Below are 22,597 nucleotides of genomic sequence, written 5' to 3'. Positions count from 1 at the left end.
ACCGTCAGACGATCGGGTGGCGGGGCGTCGGCGTCGCCGGGTCGGCCGGTGGTCTACCGGCGCTCCACCACGCCCCGCACGAACGCCGCCTGCCCCGCGTGCTGGAGGTCCTCCGCGACCACCGACACCAGGCGCACGCCGAGGGTGACCGGGGGGTCCCAGGCGGCGTCGACGACCCGGTCCAGGTCCGCGTTCGTCACCGTGCGCACCAGGTCGAGGGTCCGCGCGTGCACCGCGTCGTAATGGGCGAGCAGCAGGTCCGCGGGCGCGCGCACCCGGCCCACCTGGGCGCTCGTCTGGCCGTAGCCGGTCGCGCCCTTGCCGAAGGGAAGCCCGAAACGGTCGCGCCAGCCGTCCGTGTCCCACAGCTGCTCCGTGTCGAAGGCGCCCGCGAGGTGGTCGTCCTGGACGCGGGTGAGGTGCCAGACGAGCCAGGCGATCGAGTTGGCGTCCGGATCGATCCGGGCGGCGAGCTGTTCCTCGGTGAGGCCCTCGACGGCCTCGTGGACGGCCTCCTGGATCCGGCCGAACGAGTCGACCAGCAGACCGGCGCTGTTCAGGTGGGACATGAGGGACTCCTCTCGACGCGGGGCCCGGCGGGCAGGGACGCTACGCGCTCCGCTGCGCCCGCCACCGCTCGACCGCCGCCTCGACGTCGAAGGGCTTGAGGTTGAGCGGCGGACCGGCCGGCGGCCGGAGCAGCGCCTCGTCGATCCGGGTGTTGATCTCCCCGAGGATCCGGCGGACCTGGCTCTCCGAGACGGCGGCGGCCACCTCCGCCTCCGCGTCCTCCGCGGCCTTGCGCAGCGCCAGCGAGGGCGGGAGGACGGACGCGCCCTCGCGGTGCATCTTCCCCTTGATCCACCACAGCTCGTCGTAGGGCGCCGAGTCGTCGGGGAGGGGCTTGCCGAAGCCCGACAGACTGCTGAACTCACCTCGCTCCGACGCCTCGCGGATCTGCTTGTCCACGAACGACTCGAAGCTGACTCCGGGCGGTTTGCGTTCGGTCATGTGTCCAGACTACGTAAGCCCCGCGGCGAGGGTGCGGTCGTCGCCTTCCCCTGCGGGACGCGACCTTCCGGAACGCCGTGGTCCGCTCCCCGGAAAGGGCAGGAGCCCCGCTCGTGCCGAGGCACGGAGCGGGGCTCCTTGGGTACTGCTCTAGTCGTGCGTGTTCGCCGACCCAGGCACCTTAGGCCGGGGAGACGTTCTCCGCCTGCGGGCCCTTCGGGCCCTGCGTGACGTCGAAGGTCACGAGCTGGTTCTCCTCGAGCGAACGGAAGCCGTTCGCGTTGATCGCGGAGTAGTGGACGAAGACATCCGGGCCGCCGCCGTCCTGGGCGATGAAGCCGAAGCCCTTTTCAGCGTTGAACCACTTCACGGTTCCGGTAGCCATGAGCCCTCCTATGGGCCAAAGGGTCGCCCTGCTCCAGAACCTGCAAACAAGTCTGAAAACTACAAAAGCCTGCGGGTCACATGCTCCGCAGGCTCTGTACTGCAAGGGAAACCAAACTGCAACTTGCGTTGAGCGTAGCACGCAGGCCGCCCGGGACGGTAGAGGGAAAGATCACTTCACTCGCATGTTTGATCTCGCTCCGTGTGCTGACGCGCGTGCCCCGACGATGCCCACGGTACGAGACGGGTCTAGCCTCACGTTGTGGACAATGCAACCGACGACCAGCAGCGCAGCCGGCCCCGCGTCGGGCACATCCAGTTCCTGAACTGCCTCCCTCTCTACTGGGGCCTCGCCAGGACCGGGACGCTCCTCGACCTCGAGCTGACCAAGGACACCCCCGAGAAGCTCAGTGAGCGGCTCGTCCGGGGCGACCTGGACATCGGCCCCATCACCCTCGTCGAGTACCTCCGCAACGCGTCGGACCTGGTCGCGCTCCCCGACATCGCCGTCGGCTGCGACGGGCCGGTGATGTCCTGCGTGATCGTCTCGCAGCGGCCGCTGGAGGAGCTGGACGGCGCCCGCGTCGCGCTCGGCTCCACCTCGCGCACCTCCGTACGCCTCGCCCAGCTGCTCCTCGCCGAGCGGTACGGGGTGGCGCCGGACTACTACACCTGCCCCCCTGACCTGGGCCTGATGATGCAGGAGGCCGAGGCGGCCGTCCTCATCGGCGACGCCGCGCTCCGGGCCTCGCTGCACGACGCGCCCCGGCTCGGCCTCCAGGTCCACGACCTCGGCCTCATGTGGAAGGACTGGACGGGGCTCCCGTTCGTCTTCGCCGTGTGGGCGGCGCGCAAGGACTACCTGGCCCGCGAGCCGGAGACCGTCCACGAGGTGCACCAGGCGTTCCTCGCCTCCCGGGACCTCTCCCTGGAGGAGGTCGCCAAGGTCGCCGAGCAGGCCGCCCGCTGGGAGACCTTCGACGCCGAACTCCTGGAGCGGTACTTCCGGACGCTCGACTTCCGCTTCGGCCCCGAGCAGCTCGCCGGAGTCCGCGAGTTCGCCCGCCGCACCGGCCCCACGACCGGTTTCCCGGCGGACGTCACCGTCGAACTGCTGCCGCCGGAGCGGGATTAGCGGGGCGCGCGTTCCGGGTTCCCGTTCGGCTTCCCCGACACTCCCCGGGCACTCCCCGGACACCTCCTCCGCCGGAGTTCTCCGGGGCCTTCCGCCGGCTTCCCGGAATTCGCCGTCGCGTCTCCGTTCGGCAATTCACCCCGATATCCCCGTCCGAACCCTCCGTAATGCCGCCGCATTGCCTCCGCGTGCCCGCACACCACCCGACGGAGGCGGTGAGGAGCGCTGGCGTACGCTGGTTCGGTCGACAGAACCCCTCCGAAAGGGACACACCCGGTGACCGAGAAGGCCGAACTCCAGTCTGTTCTCGACCGCGCCGCCGCGGGTGGCCGGATCACCCCCGAGGAGGCGCTCGACCTCTACCGCTCGGCGCCCCTGCACGCCCTCGGCTCCGCCGCCGACGCCGTGCGCCGCCGCCGGTACGCGGGGACCGAGCACATCGCGACGTACATCATCGAGCGCAACATCAACTACACGAACGTCTGCGTCACGGCCTGCAAGTTCTGCGCCTTCTACGCCGCCCCCAAGGACACGAAGAAGGGCTGGAGCCGCGACCTCGACGACATCCTGCGCCGCTGCGCGGAGACCGTGGAGCTCGGCGGCACCCAGATCATGTTCCAGGGCGGCCACCACCCGGACTACGGCGTCGAGTACTACGAGAAGCACTTCGCCGCGATCAAGGCCGAGTTCCCGCAGCTGGTCATCCACTCCCTCGGCGCGTCCGAGGTCGAGCACATGGCCCGGATCAGCGGGGTCTCCGTCGAGGAGGCCATCACCCGCATCCACGCCGCCGGCCTCGACTCCTTCGCGGGCGCCGGCGCCGAGCTGCTGCCGGAGCGGCCGCGCAAGGCCATCGCCCCGCTCAAGGAGAGCGGCGAGCGCTGGCTGGAGATCATGGAGATCGCGCACGGCCTCGGGGTCGAGTCGACGTCCACCATGCTGATGGGCACCGGCGAGACCAACGCCGAGCGGATCGAGCACCTGCGGATGATCCGCGACGTGCAGGACCGGACGGGCGGCTTCCGGGCCTTCATCCCGTACACGTACCAGCCCGAGAACAACCACCTCAAGGGCCGGACGCAGGCGACGCTCCTCGAGTACCTGCGCATGATCGCCATCGGCCGGCTGTTCCTGGACAACGTCGCCCACATCCAGGGCTCGTGGCTCACCACCGGCAAGGAGATCGGCCAGCTCACCCTGCACTACGGCGCGGACGACCTCGGCTCGATCATGCTGGAGGAGAACGTCGTCTCCTCCGCCGGCGCCAAGCACCGCTCCAACCTGCGCGAGATGATCGACATGATCCGCACCGCGGACCGCGTCCCGGCGCAGCGCACCACCACGTACGAGCACATCGTCGTCCACGACGACCCGGCGAACGACCCGGTCGACGACCGCGTCGCCTCCCACATCTCGTCCGTCGCGATCGAGGGCGGCACGGCGCACCCCGAGCTGAAGCTCCTCGACGCCCGCTGACGCGCCCGTGCTGACCATCCACGTCGCCGAGGCGACGCCCGAGACGGCGGTCCTGGTCGACGGCGACCGGATCGCCGCCGTCGGCCCGTTCGACGACCTGGTCGCCGTCCGGCCCGAGGCCCGGGTGCGCCGGTGGCCCGGCATCCTCACCCCGGGGCTGCTCAACCCCTTCGCGCCCGAACTCCTCGAAAGCATGTACCACCCGGACCCCCGGGAGGCGGAGGGCTTCGGCACCGAGCCGATCACCGGTGAGCGGGCGCAGCGGATCTTCCGCATGGACGCCTCGCGCCGGGGCGCGTCGGCGCGCCGCGGCGTGCAGCGGCTCCTCGCCCACGGCACGGTCGCCGTCGCGGGCGACCTCCGCGACCGGGCGGCGGCGGACGCCGTGCGCCGGGCGGGCCTGGCGGTGGGCCGCCGCCCGGAGAAGCTCCCGGGCGCCCCGTCCTTCTCGCCGGCGCCGCTGATCCTGCTGCCCGGCCCGGAACCGGGCGGTCCGGCCCGCTTCGCCGTCTTCGACGTGCCGGACCGGGCCGCCCTGGTCCGCCTCGGCCCGTCGACCTGCGTCGCGACCGTGATCGGCGGACGGCTGGTCTACCGGGCCCGCTGAGGCGGTCCGGGCCCGTTCAGAGCCAGGGGAACGGGTCCAGCGGGTCCTCCACCGGGTCCAGCGGCGCCGGGGTCTCCATCGGATCCGCGTCCGCGGCCTTCACCAGCTCCAGGAAGCGCGGGTCGTCGGTCACGACGAACAGGTCGCGCACCGTCACCGGCACAGGAAACGCACTTCCCGGTCCCGCGTAGACGGAGAGCTGGACCCGGCTCTTGCGGTACTGGTACACGACGGTCGACACCTTGGTCGACTCATGGATGGGGCCGGTCCTCAGCCGCGTGTCCTCCTCGCAGGAGGGCAGGTCTGCCGCCCGGGTCTCGCAGTGCCGGAGGTCGGCGGGTGCGGCCGGCCGCACCGAGAAGAGGAGGGTGTACCTCTCGCCGTTCACCGTGATCAGGTAGTCGGCCGCCTTGCTGCTCGACCGCGGGCGGACGTCGGTGACCTTCGCGGGCAGCAGCTCGTCCAGGAGCGCCGCCGCCTTCCGCTGGTGGTCCGCGATGCGCTCCCGGAGCGTCTCGGCGGCGGTGCGCGGCGGCACCCCGGCCACGTCCGCCGCCGGGCGGGGCAGCAGCGCGGTGAGACCGAGGGCTCCCGCCATGAGCACGCCGCACACCGCCCCGATCGCGAACCGGGCCCGGGCACGCCGCCTGCGGCCCTCGCGCACCGCGAGCGGGCCGAGGTCGGGCAGCGGGGGCAGACCGTCCGCCGCGCGTTCCATGGCGTCGCGCAGCAGCACCCTGTCGTCGTTGTCTTCCACGGCGGACCTCAGCTTTCCGTGAGCGACGGCCCGGCGTCCGCCAGGCGTACGCGGAGTCGGGCGAGCGAACGGGAGCACTGGCTCTTGACGGTGGCCTCGCTGCACCGCAGCTGGGCCGCCACGGAGGCCACGCTCTGGTCCTCCCAGTAGCGCAGCACGACCATCGCCCGTGCCCGGGGCGGGAGTTCGGCGAGGGCGGCGAGCAGCGTCACTCGCAGGTCGGTGTGGTCGGCGACCGGCGCCGGGTCCGTCCCCCCGGTCCGGGTGAGGGCGAGCAGATCGCGCAGCCGGCGCCGCCGCTCGGACAGGAAGGTCCGGGTCAGGACCGTCTTGGCGTAGGCGTGCGGATGGTCGGCGGCCCCCGCGCGCCGCCAGTGCTGGTACACCTTGGCGAGCGTGGTCTGGGTCAGGTCGCGGGCGGTCTCGGGCTCCCCGCAGAGCAGGTACGCCGTGCGGTACAGCCGCTGCTGGGCGGCCCGGGCGAACGCCTCGAACCCGACGTCCGTCCCCACGTCCGTGCTGGCCTCCGTCCCGGCGTCCGGCCCCACTTCCGGTTCGGCTCCCGGTCCCACGTTCACCCCCACATCCGCTCCCACGGGTCTCATCTCGGTCGACACTGCCATCCCACCCCTGCTCCCCTCGGTCCCGGACAGCGCTGACGCAGCGCGCTTCCGACCTTCCCTGAGCACTCCCGGGCCCGAAAGGTTGAAGCGGTACGGGAGGAGATTCGGGCGGCTGCTTGAATGGGTCCCGTGACCCGAGCCAACCTGGACAAAAAGCCGCACGAAGTCGCCTCGATGTTCGACGACGTGGCGGCGAACTACGACCTCACGAACGACGTGCTCTCGCTGGGCCAGGACCGTCGCTGGCGCAAGGAGGTCGCGAAGGCGGTCGACGCGCGCCCCGCGCAGAAGGTCCTGGACCTGGCCGCCGGGACGGCCACGTCCTCGCAGCCCTTCGCCCGGGCGGGGGCGTACGTCGTCCCCTGCGACTTCTCGCTGGGGATGCTGCGGGTCGGCAAGAAGAACCACCCGTGGATGCCGTTCACGGCGGGTGACGGGACGAAGCTGCCGTTCCGCGACGACGTGTTCGACGCGGTCACGATCTCCTTCGGGCTGCGGAACATCCAGGACACCGAACAGGCGCTGCGCGAGATGTACCGGGTGACGAAGCCCGGCGGCCGGGTCGTCATCAGCGAGTTCTCGCACGCCACCTGGGCCCCGTTCCGCACGGTGTACGAGGAGTACCTGATGCGCGCGCTGCCGCCGGTGGCCCGCGCGGTCTCCTCGAACCCGGACGCGTACGTGTACCTGGCCGAGTCGATCCGCTCCTGGCCCGACCAGCCGACCCTGGCGGGCATGCTCCAGAAGGCCGGCTGGTCGCGGGTGGCCTGGCGGAACCTGACCGGCGGGATCGTGGCGCTCCACCGGGGCTTCAAGCCCGCCTGACCCGCCGCCGCGCGCCGGGGCCGGTACGGGGGTGACCCTCCGGCCCCGCCGCGGCCGACCCGCCTAGACTTCGGTACGTTCCCATCGCCGAATCACCGGGAGATCTCGCCGTGACCGAGCAGCCCCTCTCCGAGCACAGCGCGGACGTCATCGTCGTCGGGGCAGGCCCGGCCGGATCGACCACCGCGTACTACCTCGCCAAGGCCGGACTGGACGTCCTCCTCCTGGAGAAGACCGCCTTCCCCCGCGAGAAGGTCTGCGGCGACGGGCTCACGCCCCGCGCGACCAAGCAGCTCGTCTCCATGGGCATCGACATCTCCGAGGAGGCCGGCTGGCTGCGCAACAAGGGCCTGCGGATCATCGGCGGCGGCGTGCGCCTGGAGCTCGACTGGCCGGACCTCGCCTCCTACCCGGACTACGGACTCGTCCGCAAGCGCGACGACTTCGACGAGCAGCTCGCCCGCCAGGCCCAGAAGGCGGGCGCGCGCCTCCACGAGCGCTGCAACGTCGGCGCCCCGATCATCGACGACCGCACGGGCCGGATCACCGGCGTCCACGCCAAGCTCGGCGAGGAGAAGCGCGAGGTCACCTTCCACGCCCCGCTCGTCGTCGCCGCCGACGGCAACTCCACCCGGATCTCCCTGGCGATGGGCCTGCACCGGCGCGAGGACCGCCCGATGGGCGTCGCCGTCCGCACGTACTTCACCTCGCCCCGCCACGACGACGACTACCTGGAGTCGTGGCTGGAGCTGTGGGACCGGCGCGGCCCGCAGGACCGGCTGCTGCCCGGCTACGGCTGGATCTTCGGAATGGGCGACGGCACGTCCAACGTCGGCCTCGGCATCCTCAACTCCTCCAAGGCCTTCCGCGAGCTCGACTGGCGCGAGGTCCTCAAGGCCTGGTGCGCCTCGATGCCGGAGGACTGGGGCTTCACCCCGGACAACATGACGATGCCGATCCGCGGCGCCGCCCTCCCGATGGCCTTCAACCGCCAGCCGCACTACACCAAGGGCCTGCTGCTCGTCGGCGACGCCGGCGGCCTGGTCAACCCGTTCAACGGCGAGGGCATCGCGTACGCCATGGAGTCCGGCCAGATCGCGGCCGACGTCATCGTCCAGGCGCACGCCCGGTCCACCCCGGCCCAGCGCGAGCTCGCGCTGCGGAACTACCCGCAGGTCCTCAAGGACACCTACGGCGGCTACTACACGCTCGGCCGCGCCTTCGTGAAGCTCATCGGCAACCCCAAGGTCATGAAGATCGCGACCCAGCGCGGTCTGACCCACCCGATGCTGATGAAGTTCACGCTGAAGATGCTGGCGAACCTGACCGACCCCTCGGGCGGCGACGCCATGGACCGCATCATCAACGGTCTCTCGAAGGTGGCCCCGAAGGCCTGAACGCCCGGCGGTACCCGGACGGGGACACTCCGACGGCACGGGTGAAGTGCCGGCGCAGATTGGCCGCGGAGCCCAGCCCGCTGTGGTCGCCCACCAGCTCCACGGGCAGGTCGGTGGACTCCAGCAGGGTCTGGGCCCGGGCCACCCGCTGCTGGAGCAGCCACTGCAGCGGGGTGGTCCCGTACTCCTCGCGCACCCTCCGGTGGAAGGTGCGCGGGCTCATCCGGGCCCGCCGGGCCAGCTCCTCCACGGTCAGCGGCTCGGACAGGTGCTCGGTCGCCCACTGCAGGACGGGCCCCAGGCTGTCGTCGTCGCTCGGCGGGAGCGGCGCCTCGATGAACTGGGCCTGACCGCCGGGGCGGTGGGCCGGGACGACGAGACGGCGGGCGAGCTGGCCGGCGACGGTCGCACCGAGGTCGGTGCGCACCAGGTGCAGGCAGAGGTCGAGCGCGGCGGTGGCCCCGGCGCTGGTCAGCACGGATCCCTCGTCCGTGTAGAGGACCGAGTCGTCCACGGTCACCTCGGGGTGGCGGGCGGCCAGTTGCGCGGTGTGCTGCCAGTGGGCGGTGGCCCGGCGCCCGTCGAGGATCCCGGCGGCGGCGAGCGCGAAGGCGCCGGTGCACAGGGACACCATCCGGGCGCCGGAGGCGGCGGCCGCGCGCAGCGCCTCGACCAGCTCGGCCGGCACCTCGCCGCCGTCCTCGACGACGGCGTCGGGCACGGAGGGCACGATGACGGTGTCCGCGCCCACGAGTCCGTCGAGGCCGTGGTCGGTGCGCACGGAGAAGATCCCGGCCCCGCCGGAGTCCCCGCAGAGCCGCAGCTCGTACCAGGGGTCGGCGAGATCCGGGTGGGGGATGCCGAAGACCCCGCAGGCCAGGGAGAGTTCGTACATCTCCCAGAGGGAGGTCCCGATGCGCCGGTCCGGCAGGACGGCGATGGCGACGACTCCCGGCCCCCGGCCGGCGGCCTGCCCGCCCGTGTCCCGGTCGCCCGCGTGTCCGCCCCGGGAGGTCCCGCCGTCCGTGATCATGACGCCGACCGTACGGCAGGAATCGTGCGGACGGCGTCGGTCCTGCCGCTGTCGTCCGGATTCCGCCGCTGCGAGCGTGGATCCCATGAACGCACAGAGCATCACGGTCATCGGCCTCGGCCAGATGGGCACCGCCCTCGCCGACGCCTTCCTCGCCGCCGGCCACCGCACCACCGTCTGGAACCGCACCCCCGGGAAGGCCGACGCGCTCGTCGCCCGGGGAGCCGTCCGCGCCGCGTCCGTCGAGGACGCCGTCGCCGCGGGCGAGCTCGTCGTGGTCTGCGTCCTCGACTACCCGGCGGTCCGCGGACTCCTCGCCCCCGTGGCCGGGTCGTTGCGCGGCCGGGTCCTGGTCAACCTCACCTCGGGCTCCCCCGAGCAGGCGCGCGCGGAGGCGGCCTGGGCGGCCGAGCACGGCATCGGCTACCTCGACGGCGCCGTCATGACGACCCCGCCGGGGGTAGGCGACAGCGCCAACATGTTCCTCTACGCGGGTTCACCCGGACTGCTCGCCGCCCACCGCGCGACGCTCGCCGTCCTGGGCGACCCGGTGGACCTCGGTCCGGACGCCGGCCTCGCCTCGCTCTACGACGCGGGCCTGCTCGGTCTCATGTGGTCCGTCTTCGGCGGCTGGCTGCACGCCACCGCCCTGGCCGGCGCGGACGGCGTGCCCGCGCGGGAGTTCACGGCGGTGGCCACCCGCTGGCTGAGGACGGTCTCCTGGTTCATGACGGGGTACGCCGAGCAGATCGACGCCGGGGAGTACCCGGGCGCGGACGCCACGATCGACGTCCAGGTGGCGGCGATCGGCCACCTGCTGCACGCGGGGGAGGCGCGGGGCGTGGACGGCCGGCTGCCCGAGCTGCACCTGGACCTGATGCGGGCCGCGGTCGAGGCGGGCCACGGCGGGGACAGCTACGCCCGGATCATCGAGGCGTTCCGGAAGTAGCGCGATCCGGCCGCTTCCCGCCCGGAACGGGCCAGGGGCGGCGGTCGGCCGCACGGGAGGAAGCCGTCACTCCCCCGAGGAGTGACGGCTTCCCGTGCGCCGTGGGAGCGGGTCCGGTCAGAGGAGACGGACCGCGCCGGAGGGGGTGTCCCAGTCCAGGGAGCGCTCGACGACACCGGTCGACGAGTTCTGCGCGCCGACGTAGTTGCCGCCGCCCACGTAGATCGCGACGTGGTACGAGCCGCTGCGGCTGCCCCAGTACAGGATGTCGCCCGGCTGGAGGTTGCTCAGGGAGACGGAGGTGCCCATGCTCGACTGCTCGTACGAGATGCGGGGCAGGTCGATGCCGGCCTGGCGGTAGGCGGCCTGGACGAGGCCGGAGCAGTCCCAGGAGTTGGGGCCGGTGCCGCCGGTGACGTACGAGTCGCCGACCTGGGCGCGCGCGAAGGCCACGATCGCGGCGGCGGAGCCGGAGGGGGCCTGCGTGTCGCTCTCGCCGGAGCCGGTCGAGGAGCCGCCGTCGTCGCCCGCGGACGTGGAGGTGAGCCGGGTGCGCTCGCTGGTCCGGGAGGCGCGCTCCTGGGCCTCCTTGCGCTCCCGCTCGGCCTTCGCCTCGGCCTCGGCCTGGAGGCGGGCCTTCTCGGCCTTCTCGGCGGCCGCCTTGCGGTCGGCCTCGGACTTGGCCTTCTTGGCCTCCTTGGCGGCCTTCTGCAGCGCCAGGTTCTCCTGCGACTGGAGGCTCTGGTCGAGCGCCTCCTGCTGGGAGGCCTCGGCGGAGGCGGCGACGGCGGAGGCGAGACCGGCGCCGTTCTCGAGCGAGCCCAGGGTGGGCATTTCGATGGTCCCGGTCACCGGCTCGGCGTTCGCCGGCCCGGCAGCACCGGCCACCGCGATGGTGCCGAGGACGCCACCGGCAACTCCGGCCCGCAGCGCGAGCTTCGAGGCGCTGCGGCGGGGCTTCCGGTGGCTGGGTATGTGAGCGGTGTGGGACATGAGGACAACCGCTATCAGGGCTTCACGGTTCCCTTCAAGAAACGTGGGTTGCGCCACAGTTACGTTCGGAATCTCCTAATCCGCTTCCGTGGCGCCCTTATTGACGCCGTAACGGGCAAATCGGGCACGGGTCATCTGGGCCTTGATCATGGGTTTTCAATGAAAGGTCCGAATTGCCCGACGCTTACCACCTCTTGACGCGCATGGCCAAGCCCCACGTTTTTCGGCGCCGACCGATGTGGCGCAGGTCACATTTTCATCTCACGAACGCTCGTGAACGGATGCACGCGTCCACCGCCGTACGCGGGACCCCTCGACCGGGCGACGGCCGGTTCCTTTATCACCCGGTCGCGTCCATCGCCAATTTGCCTGTAGTGACCATCACTTGATAGTGCGACACCCCCTCCGAGCAGCGATTTCCGGTCCGGATGTCACATCTGGTGATCACCTGGGCGCTTCGCGCAACAAGATCACCGCTCATCCGACTTCATGATCCTTCGTCAGGTGGTGGAGATCACAAAGTCCTTGGCGTACCCCGTGTCGCAGATCACAGAGGGGCGGGCATAGGATGCGGGGCAGCCGGGCTTGTGAACTGCCTCACATGGGGGCGATCTTTCACGGTCCGGCCGTGCGGTCCAACGGTCAAGGACGACTGGAAGGAGCGAGGAGCGTGAATGCGTACGCGCCCGTCCTCGTGCTCGGTGCCCTGGGTGCGGGGTTTGCGATCTTCTCCGTGGTCATGGCCACGCTTATCGGGCCAAAGCGGTACAACAGGGCAAAGCTTGAGGCGTACGAGTGCGGCATCGAGCCGACACCCACGCCCGCCGGAGGCGGCCGCTTCCCGATCAAGTACTACCTGACGGCGATGCTCTTCATCGTCTTCGACATCGAGATCGTCTTCCTCTACCCCTGGGCGGTCACCTTCGACGCCCTGGGGCTTTTCGGGCTCGTGGAGATGCTGCTCTTCGTGCTCACCGTCTTCGTCGCCTACGCGTATGTGTGGCGTCGCGGCGGCCTGGAATGGGACTGAGGGGCTGAGGGGCACCTATGGGACTCGAAGAGAAACTCCCGAGCGGCTTTCTGCTGACGACGGTCGAACAGGCCGCGGGCTGGGTGCGCAAGGCGTCCGTGTTCCCCGCGACCTTCGGCCTCGCCTGCTGCGCCATCGAGATGATGACCACCGGAGCAGGCCGGTACGACCTGGCCCGCTTCGGCATGGAGGTCTTCCGCGGCTCACCGCGCCAGGCCGACCTGATGATCGTGGCCGGCCGGGTCAGCCAGAAGATGGCGCCCGTCCTGAGGCAGGTCTACGACCAGATGCCCAACCCCAAGTGGGTCATCTCCATGGGCGTCTGCGCCTCCTCGGGCGGCATGTTCAACAATTACGCGATCGTCCAGGGCGTCGACCACATCGTGCCGGTCGACATCTACCTGCCCGGCTGCCCGCCGCGCCCGGAGATGCTGCTCGACGCGATCCTCAAGCTCCACCAGAAGATCCAGGGCTCCAAGCTCGGCGTGAACGCCGAGGAGGCGGCCCGGGAGGCGGAGGAGGCGGCGCTGAAGGCGCTGCCGACGATTGAACTGAAGGGTCTGCTGAGGTGACCGACGCACGCGCGGCCACCGGGCCGCAGAACGCGACGAAGCCGGCACCTCTGCTCCCCCTGCCTTCGTCGGGTGGTACCCCCAGCGCGGGCGGAGAAGGGAACGGTTCGGCACAGTGAGCGACGAGACACCCAATCCCGAGAAGGACCTCAGCGAGCAGAACCTGCCGGGGCAGCGCGGGGAGCACGGTGAGGAGGTCCGCGTCCAACGCGGGATGTTCGGCGCGAACAACGGCGGCGACACCTCCGGCTACGGCGGACTCGTCCGCTCGATCCGGCTCCCCGGACCGGCCTCCCGCCCCTACGGCGGCTGGTTCGACGAGGTGGCCGACGAACTCGAGGGCGCGCTGGAGGAGCAGGGCCTGCTCCCCGGGAACGCCATCGAGCGGACGGTCGTCGACCGCGGCGAGCTCACCTTCCACATCGAGCGCGAGCACCTCGTCCGCGTCGCCCGGACCCTCCGCGACGACCCGGCGCTCCGCTTCGAGCTCTGCACCGGCGTCTCCGGCGTCCACTACCCCGGCGACAAGGGCCGTGAGCTGCACGCCGTCTACCACCTGCGCTCGCTCACCCACGGCCGGCTGATCCGCCTGGAGACGTCCGCCCCGGACACCGACCCGCACCTGCCGTCGCTCGTCGCGGTCTACCCGACGAACGACTGGCACGAGCGGGAGGCGTACGACTTCTTCGGCATCGTCTTCGACGGCCATCCCGCCCTCACCCGGATCATGATGCCGGACGACTGGCAGGGCCACCCGCAGCGCAAGGACTACCCCCTCGGTGGCATCGCCATCGAGTACAAGGGCGCCCAGATCCCGGCTCCGGACCAGCGGAGGTCGTACTCGTGAGCACTTCCCACGCGTCTCCCCGCGAGACGACAGAAGGCGCCGTCTACACGGTGACCGGCGGCGACTGGGAGGAGGTCGTCCAGTCGGCGGCCAAGGCCGACGACGAGCGCATCATCGTCAACATGGGCCCCCAGCACCCGTCCACCCACGGCGTGCTCCGCCTCATCCTGGAGATCGACGGCGAGACCGTCACCGAGGCCCGCTGCGGCATCGGCTACCTCCACACCGGCATCGAGAAGAACCTCGAATACCGGACCTGGACGCAGGGCACCACCTTCGTCACGCGCATGGACTACCTCACCTCGTTCTACAACGAGACGGCGTACTGCCTCGGCGTGGAGAAGCTGCTCGGCATCACCGAGCAGGTCCCGGACCGGGCGAGCGTCATCCGCGTCCTGCTGATGGAGCTCAACCGGCTCTCCTCCCACCTGGTGTGCATCGCCACCGGCGGCATGGAGCTCGGCGCCACCACGATCATGATCTACGGCTTCCGGGACCGCGAGATGATCCTGGACCTCTACGAGCTGATCACCGGCCTGCGCATGAACCACGCGTTCATCCGCCCCGGCGGCCTCGCCCAGGACCTGCCGCCGGGCGCCGTCGACGCGGTGCGCGAGTTCGTGAAGACCATGAAGAAGAACCTGCCGGAGTACGACAAGCTCGCCACCGGCAACCCCATCTTCAAGGCCCGCATGCAGGACGTCGGCTACCTCGACCTCACCGGCTGCATGGCCCTCGGCGCCACCGGACCGATCCTGCGCTCGGCGGGCCTCCCGCACGACCTGCGCAAGACCGACCCGTACTGCGGCTACGAGGACTACGACTTCGAGGTCCCGACCGCCGACACCTGCGACTCCTACGGACGCTTCCTCGTCCGCCTGGAGGAGATGCGGCAGTCCCTCCGGATCGTGGAGCAGTGCCTCGACCGCCTGGAGCCGGGTCCCGTCATGGTCGGCGACAAGAAGATCGCCTGGCCGGCGCAGCTGGCCCTCGGCACCGACGGCCTCGGCAACTCCATGGACCACATCGCGAAGATCATGGGCACCTCCATGGAGGCCCTGATCCACCACTTCAAGCTGGTCACCGAGGGCTTCCGGGTCCCGGCCGGACAGGCCTACGCGGCCGTCGAGTCGCCCAAGGGCGAGCTCGGCGTGCACGTCGTCTCCGACGGCGGCACCCGCCCCTTCCGGGTCCACTTCCGCGACCCGTCCTTCACCAACCTCCAGGCCATGGCCGCGATGTGCGAGGGCGGCCAGGTCGCCGACGTCATCGTCGCCGTCGCCTCCATCGACCCCGTGATGGGAGGCGTCGACCGATGACCGACCAGATCAGTCTGGGCATGCCCCAGCTCCCCGCCCCCGCGTACCCGGCCGAGGTCCACGCCCGCCTGACGGAGGACGCGCGGGCGATCGTCGACCGCTACCCGGACTCCCGCTCGGCGCTGCTGCCGATGCTGCACCTCGTGCAGGCGGAGGAGGGCCACGTCACCCGTACCGGCATGGCGTTCTGCGCCGAGACCCTCGGTCTGACCACCGCCGAGGTCACCGCCGTCGCCACCTTCTACACGATGTACCGGCGCAAGCCCTCCGGCGACTACCAGGTCGGCGTGTGCACGAACACGCTCTGCGCGGTCATGGGCGGCGACGCCATCTTCGAGGAGCTCAAGGAGCACCTCGGCGTCGGCAACAACGAGACGACCGAGGACGGCAAGGTCACCCTCGAACACATCGAGTGCAACGCGGCCTGCGACTTCGCCCCCGTGGTGATGGTCAACTGGGAGTTCTTCGACAACCAGACCCCCGAGTCGGCCAAGCGGATGGTCGACGACCTGCGGGCCGGCCGGACCGTCGAGCCCACCCGGGGCGCCCCGATCTGCACCTTCAAGGAGACGGCCCGCATCCTCGCCGGCTTCCCCGACGAGCGTCCCGGCGCCGTCGAGGCCACCGGCGGCGCGGGCCCCGCCTCGCTCGTGGGACTCCGACTCGCCAAGGGCGAGCAGCCGCACCACCGAATCGTCCACCCGCGCGGTGAGACCTCCGGTCAGGAGGGGGAGTGATGACCTTGGCCGCCGAGATCAACAACAGCAGCCCCGAGAAGCTCCTCGCGCCCGTCCTCTCCGCCTTCTGGGACGAGCCCGAGTCCTGGACCCTGGAGACGTACGAGCGGCACGAGGGCTACCGGGGGCTCCGCAAGGCCCTCGCGATGAGCCCCGACGCCCTCATCGCGTACGTCAAGGAGTCCGGCCTCCGCGGCCGCGGCGGCGCCGGCTTCCCCACCGGCATGAAGTGGCAGTTCATCCCGCAGGGCGACGGCAAGCCCCACTACCTCGTCGTCAACGCCGACGAGTCCGAGCCCGGCACCTGCAAGGACATCCCGCTCCTCTTCGCCAACCCGCACTCCCTCATCGAGGGAATGATCATCGCCTGCTACGCGATCCGCTCCGAGCACGCGTTCATCTACCTGCGCGGCGAGGTCGTCCCCGTCCTGCGCCGCCTGCACGAGGCGGTCCGCGAGGCGTACGCCGCCGGCTACCTCGGCCGCGACATCCTCGGCAGCGGCCTGAACCTGGACATCACCGTGCACGCCGGCGCCGGCGCGTACATCTGCGGCGAGGAGACCGCGCTCCTCGACTCGCTCGAAGGGCGCCGCGGCCAGCCCCGGCTCCGTCCGCCCTTCCCCGCGGTCGCCGGCCTCTACGCCTGCCCCACCGTGGTGAACAACGTCGAGTCCATCGCGTCCGTTCCCGCGATCCTCAACCGGGGCAAGGAGTGGTTCACCTCGATGGGCAGCGAGAAGTCCCCGGGCTTCACGCTGTACTCCCTGTCCGGGCACGTCTCCTCGCCCGGCCAGTACGAGGCCCCGCTCGGGATCACGCTCCGCCAGCTCCTCGACATGAGCGGCGGCATGCGCCCCGGCCACCGGCTCAAGTTCTGGACGCCCGGCGGCTCCTCCACCCCGATGTTCACCGACGAGCACCTCGACGTGCCCCTCGACTACGAGGGCGTCGGCGCCGCCGGATCCATGCTGGGCACCAAGGCGCTCCAGTGCTTCGACGAGACCACCTGCGTCGTCCGGGCCGTCACCCGGTGGACCGAGTTCTACGCCCACGAGTCCTGCGGCAAGTGCACGCCCTGCCGCGAAGGAACCTACTGGCTGGTCCAGTTGCTCCGGTCCATCGAGAACGGAGCGGGCACCCTCGCCGACCTCGACAAGCTCAACGACATCGCCGACAACATCAACGGCAAGTCGTTCTGCGCCCTCGGCGACGGCGCCGCCTCGCCGATCTTCTCCTCGCTGAAGTACTTCCGCGAGGAGTACGAGCAGCACATCACCGGCCGCGGCTGCCCCTTCGACCCGGCCAAGTCGACCGCCTGGGCGGACAACCACAAGGAGGTCACGGCATGACGGTCACCACGGCCGGCCCGGCCGGCGGCGGTTCGGCTGCCGTACCGCCCGAGGATCTCGTCACGCTGACCATCGACGGCATCGAGATCTCCGTCCCCAAGGGGACCCTGGTCATCCGCGCCGCCGAACAGCTCGGCATCGAGATCCCGCGGTTCTGCGACCACCCGCTCCTCGACCCCGCCGGCGCCTGCCGCCAGTGCATCGTCGAGGTCGAGGGCCAGCGCAAGCCGATGGCGTCCTGCACCATCACCTGCACCGACGGCATGGTGGTGAAGTCCCAGCTGACCAGCCCCGTCGCCGAGAAGGCCCAGCACGGCGTGATGGAGCTGCTGCTCGTCAACCACCCGCTGGACTGCCCCGTCTGCGACAAGGGCGGCGAGTGCCCCCTGCAGAACCAGGCCATGTCCCACGGACAGGCCGAGTCACGCTTCGAAGGCGTCAAGCGGACCTACGAGAAGCCCGTACCGATCTCCACCCAGGTGCTCCTCGACCGCGAGCGCTGCGTGCTGTGCGCCCGCTGCACCCGCTTCTCCAACCAGGTCGCGGGCGACCCGATGATCGAGCTGATCGAGCGCGGCGCGCTCCAGCAGGTCGGCACCGGCGAGGGCGACCCCTTCGAGTCGTACTTCTCCGGCAACACCATCCAGATCTGCCCGGTCGGCGCCCTCACCTCGGCCGCCTACCGCTTCCGCTCCCGCCCCTTCGACCTCGTCTCCTCGCCGTCCGTGTGCGAGCAGTGCGCCGGCGGCTGCGCCACCCGCACCGACCACCGGCGCGGCAAGGTCATGCGGCGGCTCGCCGCCGAGGACCCGGAGGTCAACGAGGAGTGGATCTGCGACAAGGGCCGCTTCGGATTCCGGTACGCCCAGCAGCGCGACCGGCTCACCACCCCGCTCGTCCGCAACGCCGACACCGGTGAACTGGAGGCCGCGTCCTGGCCCGAGGCCCTGGAGGCGGCCGCCCGCGGACTCGTCCGCGGCCGCACCGGCGTCCTGGCCGGCGGGCGGCTGACCGTCGAGGACTCCTACGCGTACGCCAAGTTCGCCCGGGTCGCCCTCGACACCAACGACATCGACTTCCGCGCCCGGATCCACTCCGGCGAGGAGGCCGACTTCCTGGCCTCCGCCGTCGCGGGCCGCGGCCGGGACCTGGACGGCACGGGCGTCACGTACACCTCGCTCGAAGCCGCCCCGGCCGTCCTGCTCGTCGGCCTGGAGGCCGAGGAGGAGGCCCCCGGCGTCTTCCTGCGACTGCGCAAGGCCTGGCGCAAGCACGGCCAGCGGACCTACGCGGTCGCCCCGTTCGCCACCCGCGGCCTGGAGAAGGCGGGCGGCACCCTGCTGCCCGCCGCTCCCGGCACCGAGACCGAGTGGCTGGACGCGCTGACCTCCCGGGTCGGCCTGGAGGGCGAGGGACCCGCCGCCGCCGAGGCCCTGCGCGAACCGGGCGCCGTCCTGGTCGTCGGCGAGCGCCTCGCCGGCGTTCCCGGAGCCCTGACCGCGGCCCTGCGCGCCGCCGCCGCCACCGGCGCCCGGCTCGTGTGGATCCCGCGCCGCTCCGGCGAACGCGGAGCGGTCGAGGCCGGAGCGCTCCCCGCGCTGCTGCCCGGCGGCCGGCCGGCGACCAGCCCCCGCGCGCGCGAGGAGGTCGCCGCAGCCTGGGGCGTCCGCGAACTCCCGCACGGCTACGGCCGCGACACCGGCCAGATCGTCGAGGCCGCCGCCACCGGGGAGCTCGCCGCCCTGCTCGTCGGCGCCGTCGAGGTCGCCGACCTCCCGGACCCGGCCCGCGCGCGCGAGGCCCTCGAAGCGGCCTTCGTCGTCTCCCTGGAACTGCGGCCCAGCGAGGTGACCGCCCGGGCCGACGTCGTCCTCCCGGTCGCCGCCGTCGCCGAGAAGCCCGGCACCTTCCTCAACTGGGAGGGCAGGGCGCGGATGTTCGAGGCCGCGCTCAAGCCCGAGCAGATGACCCGGCCCCTGGCACCGACGGACACCCGCGTGCTCCACATGCTCGCCGACGCCCTCGACGCCCACCTGGCACTGCCCGACCTCAGGGCCGTCCGCCGGGAACTCGACCGGCTCGGCGGCTGGACGGAGGAGCGGGCCTCCGAGCCCGTCGAACCCGGCCAGGCGGCACCCCGGCCGGGCGACGGCGAGGCCGTCCTCGCCGGACACCGGCTGCTGCTCGACCTCGGCCGGCTCCAGGAGGGCGACACCGCCCTCGCGGGCACCCGGCACGCGGCGGTCGCCCGGCTCTCCGCCGCCACCGCCGCCGACACCGGCGTCAAGGACGGCGACCTCCTCGGCGTCACCGGCCCCGCGGGATCCGTCGCCTTCCCGCTCCAGGTCACCGAGATGCCCGACCGCGTCGTCTGGCTCCCGCTGAACTCGGCCGGCCGCGGCGTCCTCTCCGACACCGGCGCCCACCCGGGCGACCTGGTCCGCATCGGCCCGGCGACCCCGAGCCCCGTCGAGGTCACGGAGGTGCAGGCATGACCACGCCGCTCGCCGCCGAAGACCTGTCCATGTTCGGGACGGACCCCTGGTGGCTCGTCCTGATCAAGGCCGTCTTCTGCTTCGCCTTCCTGATGGTGACCGTGCTGTTCTCCATCGTCTGGGAGCGCAAGGTCGTCGCCTGGATGCAGCTGCGCATCGGCCCCAACCGGCACGGCCCCTGGGGCCTCCTCCAGTCCCTCGCGGACGGCATCAAGCTGATGCTCAAGGAGGACGTGATCGTCAAGAAGGCCGACAAGGTCGTCTACGTCCTCGCCCCGATCGTCGCGGCCATCCCGGCGTTCATGGCGATCGCCGTGATCCCCTTCGGCCCGGCCGGCAACGAGGTGTCGATCTTCGGTCACCGGACCGCGATGCAGCTCACCGACCTGCCGATCGCGATGCTGTACGTCCTCGCGGTCGCCTCCGTCGGCATCTACGGCATCGTCCTGGCCGGCTGGTCGTCCGGCTCCACGTACCCGCTGCTCGGCGGACTGCGCTCCTGCGCGCAGATGATCTCGTACGAGATCGCCATGGGCGCGGCCTTCGCCTCCGTCTTCCTCTACTCCGGGTCGATGTCGACCTCGGCGATCGTCGAGGCGCAGGCGGACCGCTGGTTCGTGATCCTGCTGCCGGTCTCGTTCATCATCTACATCGTCACGATGGTCGGTGAGACGAACCGCGCCCCGTTCGACATGCCGGAGTCCGAGGGCGACCTCGTCGGCGGCTTCAACACCGAGTACTCGTCCATCAAGTTCGCGATGTTCATGCTCGCCGAGTACGTGAACATGGTGACGGTCTCGGCCGTCTCCGTGACGCTCTTCCTGGGCGGCTGGCGGGCCCCTTACCCGGTCTCCACCTTCTGGGAGGGCGCGAACCACGGCTGGTGGCCGATGCTCTGGTTCGTCATCAAGGTGCAGCTGCTGCTGTTCTTCTTCATCTGGCTCCGCGGCACCCTGCCCCGGGTCCGCTACGACCAGCTGATGAAGCTCGGCTGGAAGGTCCTCATCCCCGTCTCGGTGGTCTGGCTGATGCTGGTCGCCACCGTCCGTGCGCTGCGGAACGAGAACATCGCCTTCGGCAACATCGTGCTGTACGTCGCCGGGGCCGTCCTCGGACTGCTGCTGCTCTCCTTCGTGGTCGACGTCTTCCGCGACCGGAAGGCGAAGGCCGCGGCGCCCCCGGCCGCGGACTCCCGCTCCTTCGACCCGATGGCCGGAGGCTTCCCCGTACCGCCCAAGCCCGGGCAGTCCCTGCCCGCCGTGCCCCGGCGCAGGCCCCGGCACGGGCGGGACCTCGTCGTCAGCGGCGCCCCCGATTCTGCCTCTGCGAGTGATGGAAAGGAGACGGACGGTGTCTGACTTCCAGAATCCGGTGGCCGGCTTCGGCGTGACCTTCAAGGCCATGTTCAAGAAGCGGCTGACCGAGCAGTACCCGGAGCAGCAGAAGACGACGGCGCCCCGCTTCCACGGCCGGCACCAGCTCAACCGACACCCCGACGGCCTGGAGAAGTGCGTCGGCTGCGAGCTGTGCGCCTGGGCCTGTCCCGCCGACGCGATCTACGTCGAGGGCGCGGACAACACGGAGGAGGAGCGCTACTCCCCGGGCGAGCGGTACGGCCGCGTCTACCAGATCAACTACGCCCGCTGCATCCTCTGCGGGCTCTGCATCGAGGCCTGCCCCACCCGGGCGCTGACGATGACCAACGAGTTCGAACTGGCCGACTCGTCCCGCGAGAACCTGATCTACACCAAGGAGCAGCTTCTCGCGGGCCTCGAGGACACCATGGTCGACTCGCCGCACGCGATCCACCCCGGCATGACCGAGCAGGACTACTACCTGGGCCTCGTCGAAGGGGCCGCGCCCGGCACCGTCCGCCAGGTCGCCGTGTCCAAGGGGGAGAAGGGCGAGCAGGAGGGGGCGGAGGCATGAGCGCACACCTCGAAACCCTCGCGGCGTACACGACCTCCTCGGGCGAGGCCTTCCAGTTCTGGGTCCTCGGCACCGTCGCCGTCGTCGGCGCCCTCTGCACGATCCTCATGAGGCGGGCCGTGCACTCGGCGCTCTGCCTCGCCGGCACCATGATCATCCTGGCGGTCTTCTACCTGGCCAACGGGGCGTACTTCCTCGGCATCGTCCAGATCGTCGTCTACACCGGCGCGATCATGATGCTCTTCCTCTTCGTCGTCATGCTGGTCGGTGTCACGGCCGCGGACTCGCTGAAGGAGACCATCAAGGGCCAGCGCTGGTGGGCCGTGGTCTGCGGCCTCGGCTTCGGCGTCCTGCTCGCGGCCGGCATCGGCAACGCCTCGCTGAAGGAGTTCGCCGGACTCGGCGCCGCCAACAGCGCCCGCGGCGGGAACGTCGAGGGCCTCGCCGCCCTCATCTTCACCAAGTACGTCTTCGCCTTCGAGATCACCGGCGCGCTCCTCATCACCGCCGCCGTCGGCGCGATGGTGCTCACGCACCGCGAGCGCACCGAGCGGGCCGCGACCCAGCGGGAGCTCTCCGAGCAGCGCGTCCGCGAGGGCACGCACGTGCCGCCGCTGCCCGCGCCCGGCGTCTACGCCCGGCACAACGCCGTGGACATCGCCGGTCTGCTGCCCGACGGCACCCCGGCGGAGCTCACCGTCATGCAGACCCTGCGCAAGCGGGGCCAGATCCGTGACGTGTCCACCGAGGCCCTCGCCGACCTCAAGGCCCTGGAGCAGCGCTCCGAGGAGCGCCTCGGCCGGGACCGGGACGAAGAGGAGGCCACCCGGTGAATCCCGTCAACTACCTGTACCTCGCTGCCCTGCTGTTCACCATCGGTGCGGTCGGGGTCCTGATCCGGCGCAACGCGATCGTGGTCTTCATGTGCGTCGAGCTGATGCTCAACGCCTGCAACCTCGCGTTCGTCGCCTTCTCCCGCATGCACGGAAACCTCGACGGCCAGATCATCGCGTTCTTCACGATGGTCGTCGCCGCCGCGGAGGTCGTCGTCGGGCTCGCGATCATCGTGTCCGTCTTCCGTGCCCGCCACTCGGCCTCGGTCGACGACGCCAGCCTGATGAAGCTGTAA

Annotated in this window: 24 protein-coding genes; 17 read left to right on the top strand and 7 right to left on the bottom strand. The window is 71.1% G+C overall.

Features of this window, described 5'->3' with window-relative positions:
• Nucleotides 1-53 precede the first annotated feature (53 nt).
• The 3 genes from ACY0MR_RS15870 to ACY0MR_RS15860 form a co-directional block, all read right to left on the bottom strand.
• Complete coding sequence (locus ACY0MR_RS15870; protein ID WP_473561800.1) at nt 54-560, bottom strand: mycothiol transferase; 507 nt, start codon at nt 558-560, stop codon at nt 54-56.
• A 49-nt stretch (nt 561-609) separates the two neighbouring features.
• Entirely contained in the window at nt 610-1,011 is a 402-nt protein-coding gene (locus ACY0MR_RS15865) for a DnaJ family domain-containing protein (RefSeq protein ID WP_473561266.1), read from the bottom strand.
• Nucleotides 1,012-1,192: 181 nt separating this feature from the next.
• A complete protein-coding gene (locus tag ACY0MR_RS15860) occupies nt 1,193-1,396 on the bottom strand; it encodes a cold-shock protein (protein WP_015035453.1) in 204 nt (67 codons plus the stop codon).
• A gap of 261 nt (nt 1,397-1,657) precedes the next feature.
• On the opposite strand from ACY0MR_RS15860, the gene ACY0MR_RS15855 reads away from it, so the two are divergent.
• From ACY0MR_RS15855 to ACY0MR_RS15845, 3 genes are all read left to right on the top strand, one after another.
• Nucleotides 1,658-2,530, top strand: a complete 873-nt coding sequence (locus ACY0MR_RS15855) for a menaquinone biosynthetic enzyme MqnA/MqnD family protein (RefSeq protein ID WP_473561264.1) — start codon at nt 1,658-1,660, stop codon at nt 2,528-2,530.
• Nucleotides 2,531-2,806: 276 nt separating this feature from the next.
• Nucleotides 2,807-4,006 (top strand): cyclic dehypoxanthinyl futalosine synthase, encoded by a 1,200-nt coding sequence (gene mqnC, locus ACY0MR_RS15850; protein WP_361854112.1) that lies wholly within the window; start codon nt 2,807-2,809, stop codon nt 4,004-4,006.
• A 7-nt stretch (nt 4,007-4,013) separates the two neighbouring features.
• Complete coding sequence (locus tag ACY0MR_RS15845; RefSeq protein ID WP_473561262.1) at nt 4,014-4,613, top strand: imidazolonepropionase-like domain-containing protein; 600 nt, start codon at nt 4,014-4,016, stop codon at nt 4,611-4,613.
• A 16-nt stretch (nt 4,614-4,629) separates the two neighbouring features.
• Here the strand turns inward: ACY0MR_RS15845 and ACY0MR_RS15840 are convergent, their stop codons facing one another.
• Together ACY0MR_RS15840 and ACY0MR_RS15835 are read right to left on the bottom strand one after the other, a co-directional pair.
• Nucleotides 4,630-5,370 carry a hypothetical protein gene (locus ACY0MR_RS15840; RefSeq protein ID WP_388792595.1) on the bottom strand — a complete coding sequence of 247 codons (741 nt, stop codon included), beginning with the start codon at nt 5,368-5,370 and terminating at the stop codon, nt 4,630-4,632.
• Nucleotides 5,371-5,378: 8 nt separating this feature from the next.
• On the bottom strand, nt 5,379-5,882 hold the full coding sequence (locus ACY0MR_RS15835) for a SigE family RNA polymerase sigma factor (RefSeq protein WP_376468534.1): 504 nt from the start codon (nt 5,880-5,882) through the stop codon (nt 5,379-5,381).
• 240 nt (nt 5,883-6,122) lie between these two features.
• Here ACY0MR_RS15835 and ACY0MR_RS15830 point away from each other — a divergent pair, with 240 nt between their 5' ends.
• Together ACY0MR_RS15830 and ACY0MR_RS15825 are read left to right on the top strand one after the other, a co-directional pair.
• Nucleotides 6,123-6,818, top strand: coding sequence for a demethylmenaquinone methyltransferase (locus ACY0MR_RS15830; protein ID WP_392861785.1), 696 nt, complete (start codon nt 6,123-6,125; stop codon nt 6,816-6,818).
• Between the two features lie 110 nt (nt 6,819-6,928).
• Nucleotides 6,929-8,215, top strand: a complete 1,287-nt coding sequence (locus ACY0MR_RS15825) for a geranylgeranyl reductase family protein (RefSeq protein WP_388792599.1) — start codon at nt 6,929-6,931, stop codon at nt 8,213-8,215.
• Here the strand turns inward: ACY0MR_RS15825 and ACY0MR_RS15820 are convergent.
• Nucleotides 8,181-9,110, bottom strand: a complete 930-nt coding sequence (locus ACY0MR_RS15820; RefSeq protein ID WP_404079495.1) for a GlxA family transcriptional regulator — start codon at nt 9,108-9,110, stop codon at nt 8,181-8,183. The genes ACY0MR_RS15825 and ACY0MR_RS15820 overlap by 35 nt on opposite strands.
• Between ACY0MR_RS15820 and ACY0MR_RS15815 the strand changes: the two genes are divergently transcribed.
• On the top strand, nt 9,073-10,197 hold the full coding sequence (locus tag ACY0MR_RS15815; protein ID WP_473561259.1) for an NAD(P)-dependent oxidoreductase: 1,125 nt from the start codon (nt 9,073-9,075) through the stop codon (nt 10,195-10,197). The two genes, ACY0MR_RS15820 and ACY0MR_RS15815, sit on opposite strands and share 38 nt — an antisense overlap.
• 117 nt (nt 10,198-10,314) lie before the next feature.
• Here the strand turns inward: ACY0MR_RS15815 and ACY0MR_RS15810 are convergent, their stop codons facing one another.
• Nucleotides 10,315-11,190: a C40 family peptidase gene (locus ACY0MR_RS15810; protein WP_473561257.1), complete on the bottom strand. Its 876-nt coding sequence runs from the start codon at nt 11,188-11,190 to the stop codon at nt 10,315-10,317.
• A 670-nt stretch (nt 11,191-11,860) separates the two neighbouring features.
• Here ACY0MR_RS15810 and ACY0MR_RS15805 point away from each other — a divergent pair.
• From ACY0MR_RS15805 to nuoK, 11 genes are all read left to right on the top strand, one after another.
• Complete coding sequence (locus ACY0MR_RS15805) at nt 11,861-12,220, top strand: NADH-quinone oxidoreductase subunit A (RefSeq protein WP_019888619.1); 360 nt, start codon at nt 11,861-11,863, stop codon at nt 12,218-12,220.
• Between the two features lie 17 nt (nt 12,221-12,237).
• Nucleotides 12,238-12,792 carry a NuoB/complex I 20 kDa subunit family protein gene (locus ACY0MR_RS15800; protein ID WP_319310819.1) on the top strand — a complete coding sequence of 185 codons (555 nt, stop codon included), beginning with the start codon at nt 12,238-12,240 and terminating at the stop codon, nt 12,790-12,792.
• Nucleotides 12,793-12,907: 115 nt separating this feature from the next.
• Nucleotides 12,908-13,639, top strand: a complete 732-nt coding sequence (locus tag ACY0MR_RS15795) for an NADH-quinone oxidoreductase subunit C (RefSeq protein ID WP_361854134.1) — start codon at nt 12,908-12,910, stop codon at nt 13,637-13,639.
• Nucleotides 13,636-14,958, top strand: a complete 1,323-nt coding sequence (locus ACY0MR_RS15790) for an NADH-quinone oxidoreductase subunit D (RefSeq protein WP_361854137.1) — start codon at nt 13,636-13,638, stop codon at nt 14,956-14,958. The genes ACY0MR_RS15795 and ACY0MR_RS15790 overlap by 4 nt, the downstream gene beginning before the upstream one ends.
• The gene (gene nuoE, locus ACY0MR_RS15785; protein WP_388792606.1) at nt 14,955-15,695 is read left to right on the top strand and encodes an NADH-quinone oxidoreductase subunit NuoE; all 741 of its coding nucleotides are present in this window, start codon (nt 14,955-14,957) and stop codon (nt 15,693-15,695) included. Before ACY0MR_RS15790 ends, nuoE begins: the two co-directional genes overlap by 4 nt.
• Complete coding sequence (nuoF, locus tag ACY0MR_RS15780) at nt 15,692-17,044, top strand: NADH-quinone oxidoreductase subunit NuoF (protein ID WP_473561253.1); 1,353 nt, start codon at nt 15,692-15,694, stop codon at nt 17,042-17,044. The genes nuoE and nuoF overlap by 4 nt, the downstream gene beginning before the upstream one ends.
• Nucleotides 17,041-19,539, top strand: a complete 2,499-nt coding sequence (locus ACY0MR_RS15775; protein WP_473561251.1) for an NADH-quinone oxidoreductase subunit G — start codon at nt 17,041-17,043, stop codon at nt 19,537-19,539. The genes nuoF and ACY0MR_RS15775 overlap by 4 nt, the downstream gene beginning before the upstream one ends.
• Nucleotides 19,536-20,897 (top strand): NADH-quinone oxidoreductase subunit NuoH, encoded by a 1,362-nt coding sequence (gene nuoH, locus ACY0MR_RS15770; protein WP_392041594.1) that lies wholly within the window; start codon nt 19,536-19,538, stop codon nt 20,895-20,897. The genes ACY0MR_RS15775 and nuoH overlap by 4 nt, the downstream gene beginning before the upstream one ends.
• On the top strand, nt 20,872-21,468 hold the full coding sequence (nuoI, locus tag ACY0MR_RS15765; RefSeq protein ID WP_388792612.1) for an NADH-quinone oxidoreductase subunit NuoI: 597 nt from the start codon (nt 20,872-20,874) through the stop codon (nt 21,466-21,468). Before nuoH ends, nuoI begins: the two co-directional genes overlap by 26 nt.
• Nucleotides 21,465-22,301, top strand: coding sequence for an NADH-quinone oxidoreductase subunit J (locus tag ACY0MR_RS15760; protein WP_361855162.1), 837 nt, complete (start codon nt 21,465-21,467; stop codon nt 22,299-22,301). The genes nuoI and ACY0MR_RS15760 overlap by 4 nt, the downstream gene beginning before the upstream one ends.
• Complete coding sequence (gene nuoK / locus ACY0MR_RS15755) at nt 22,298-22,597, top strand: NADH-quinone oxidoreductase subunit NuoK (protein WP_148005711.1); 300 nt, start codon at nt 22,298-22,300, stop codon at nt 22,595-22,597. The genes ACY0MR_RS15760 and nuoK overlap by 4 nt, the downstream gene beginning before the upstream one ends.

The sequence above is a fragment of the Streptomyces sp. JN8 genome (assembly GCF_055808075.1).
The sequence above is the reverse complement of the archived record's forward strand: the minus strand, read 5'-3'. Positions and strand labels throughout refer to the sequence as shown.

Bases quoted from the DNA above. Each gene is read 5' to 3' on its own strand.
- ACY0MR_RS15865 (WP_473561266.1), bottom strand. From the start codon at position 1,011: ATGACCGAACGCAAACCGCCCGGAGTCAGCTTCGAGTCGTTCGTGGAC.
- ACY0MR_RS15860 (WP_015035453.1), bottom strand. From the start codon at position 1,396: ATGGCTACCGGAACCGTGAAGTGGTTCAACGCTGAAAAGGGCTTCGGC.
- ACY0MR_RS15815 (WP_473561259.1), top strand. From the start codon at position 9,073: ATGCCGAAGACCCCGCAGGCCAGGGAGAGTTCGTACATCTCCCAGAGG.
- ACY0MR_RS15820 (WP_404079495.1), bottom strand. From the start codon at position 9,110: ATGTACGAACTCTCCCTGGCCTGCGGGGTCTTCGGCATCCCCCACCCG.
- ACY0MR_RS15810 (WP_473561257.1), bottom strand. From the start codon at position 11,190: ATGTCCCACACCGCTCACATACCCAGCCACCGGAAGCCCCGCCGCAGC.
- ACY0MR_RS15800 (WP_319310819.1), top strand. From the start codon at position 12,238: ATGGGACTCGAAGAGAAACTCCCGAGCGGCTTTCTGCTGACGACGGTC.
- nuoE (WP_388792606.1), top strand. From the start codon at position 14,955: ATGACCGACCAGATCAGTCTGGGCATGCCCCAGCTCCCCGCCCCCGCG.
- ACY0MR_RS15775 (WP_473561251.1), top strand. From the start codon at position 17,041: ATGACGGTCACCACGGCCGGCCCGGCCGGCGGCGGTTCGGCTGCCGTA.
- nuoH (WP_392041594.1), top strand. From the start codon at position 19,536: ATGACCACGCCGCTCGCCGCCGAAGACCTGTCCATGTTCGGGACGGAC.
- nuoI (WP_388792612.1), top strand. From the start codon at position 20,872: ATGGAAAGGAGACGGACGGTGTCTGACTTCCAGAATCCGGTGGCCGGC.
- ACY0MR_RS15760 (WP_361855162.1), top strand. From the start codon at position 21,465: ATGAGCGCACACCTCGAAACCCTCGCGGCGTACACGACCTCCTCGGGC.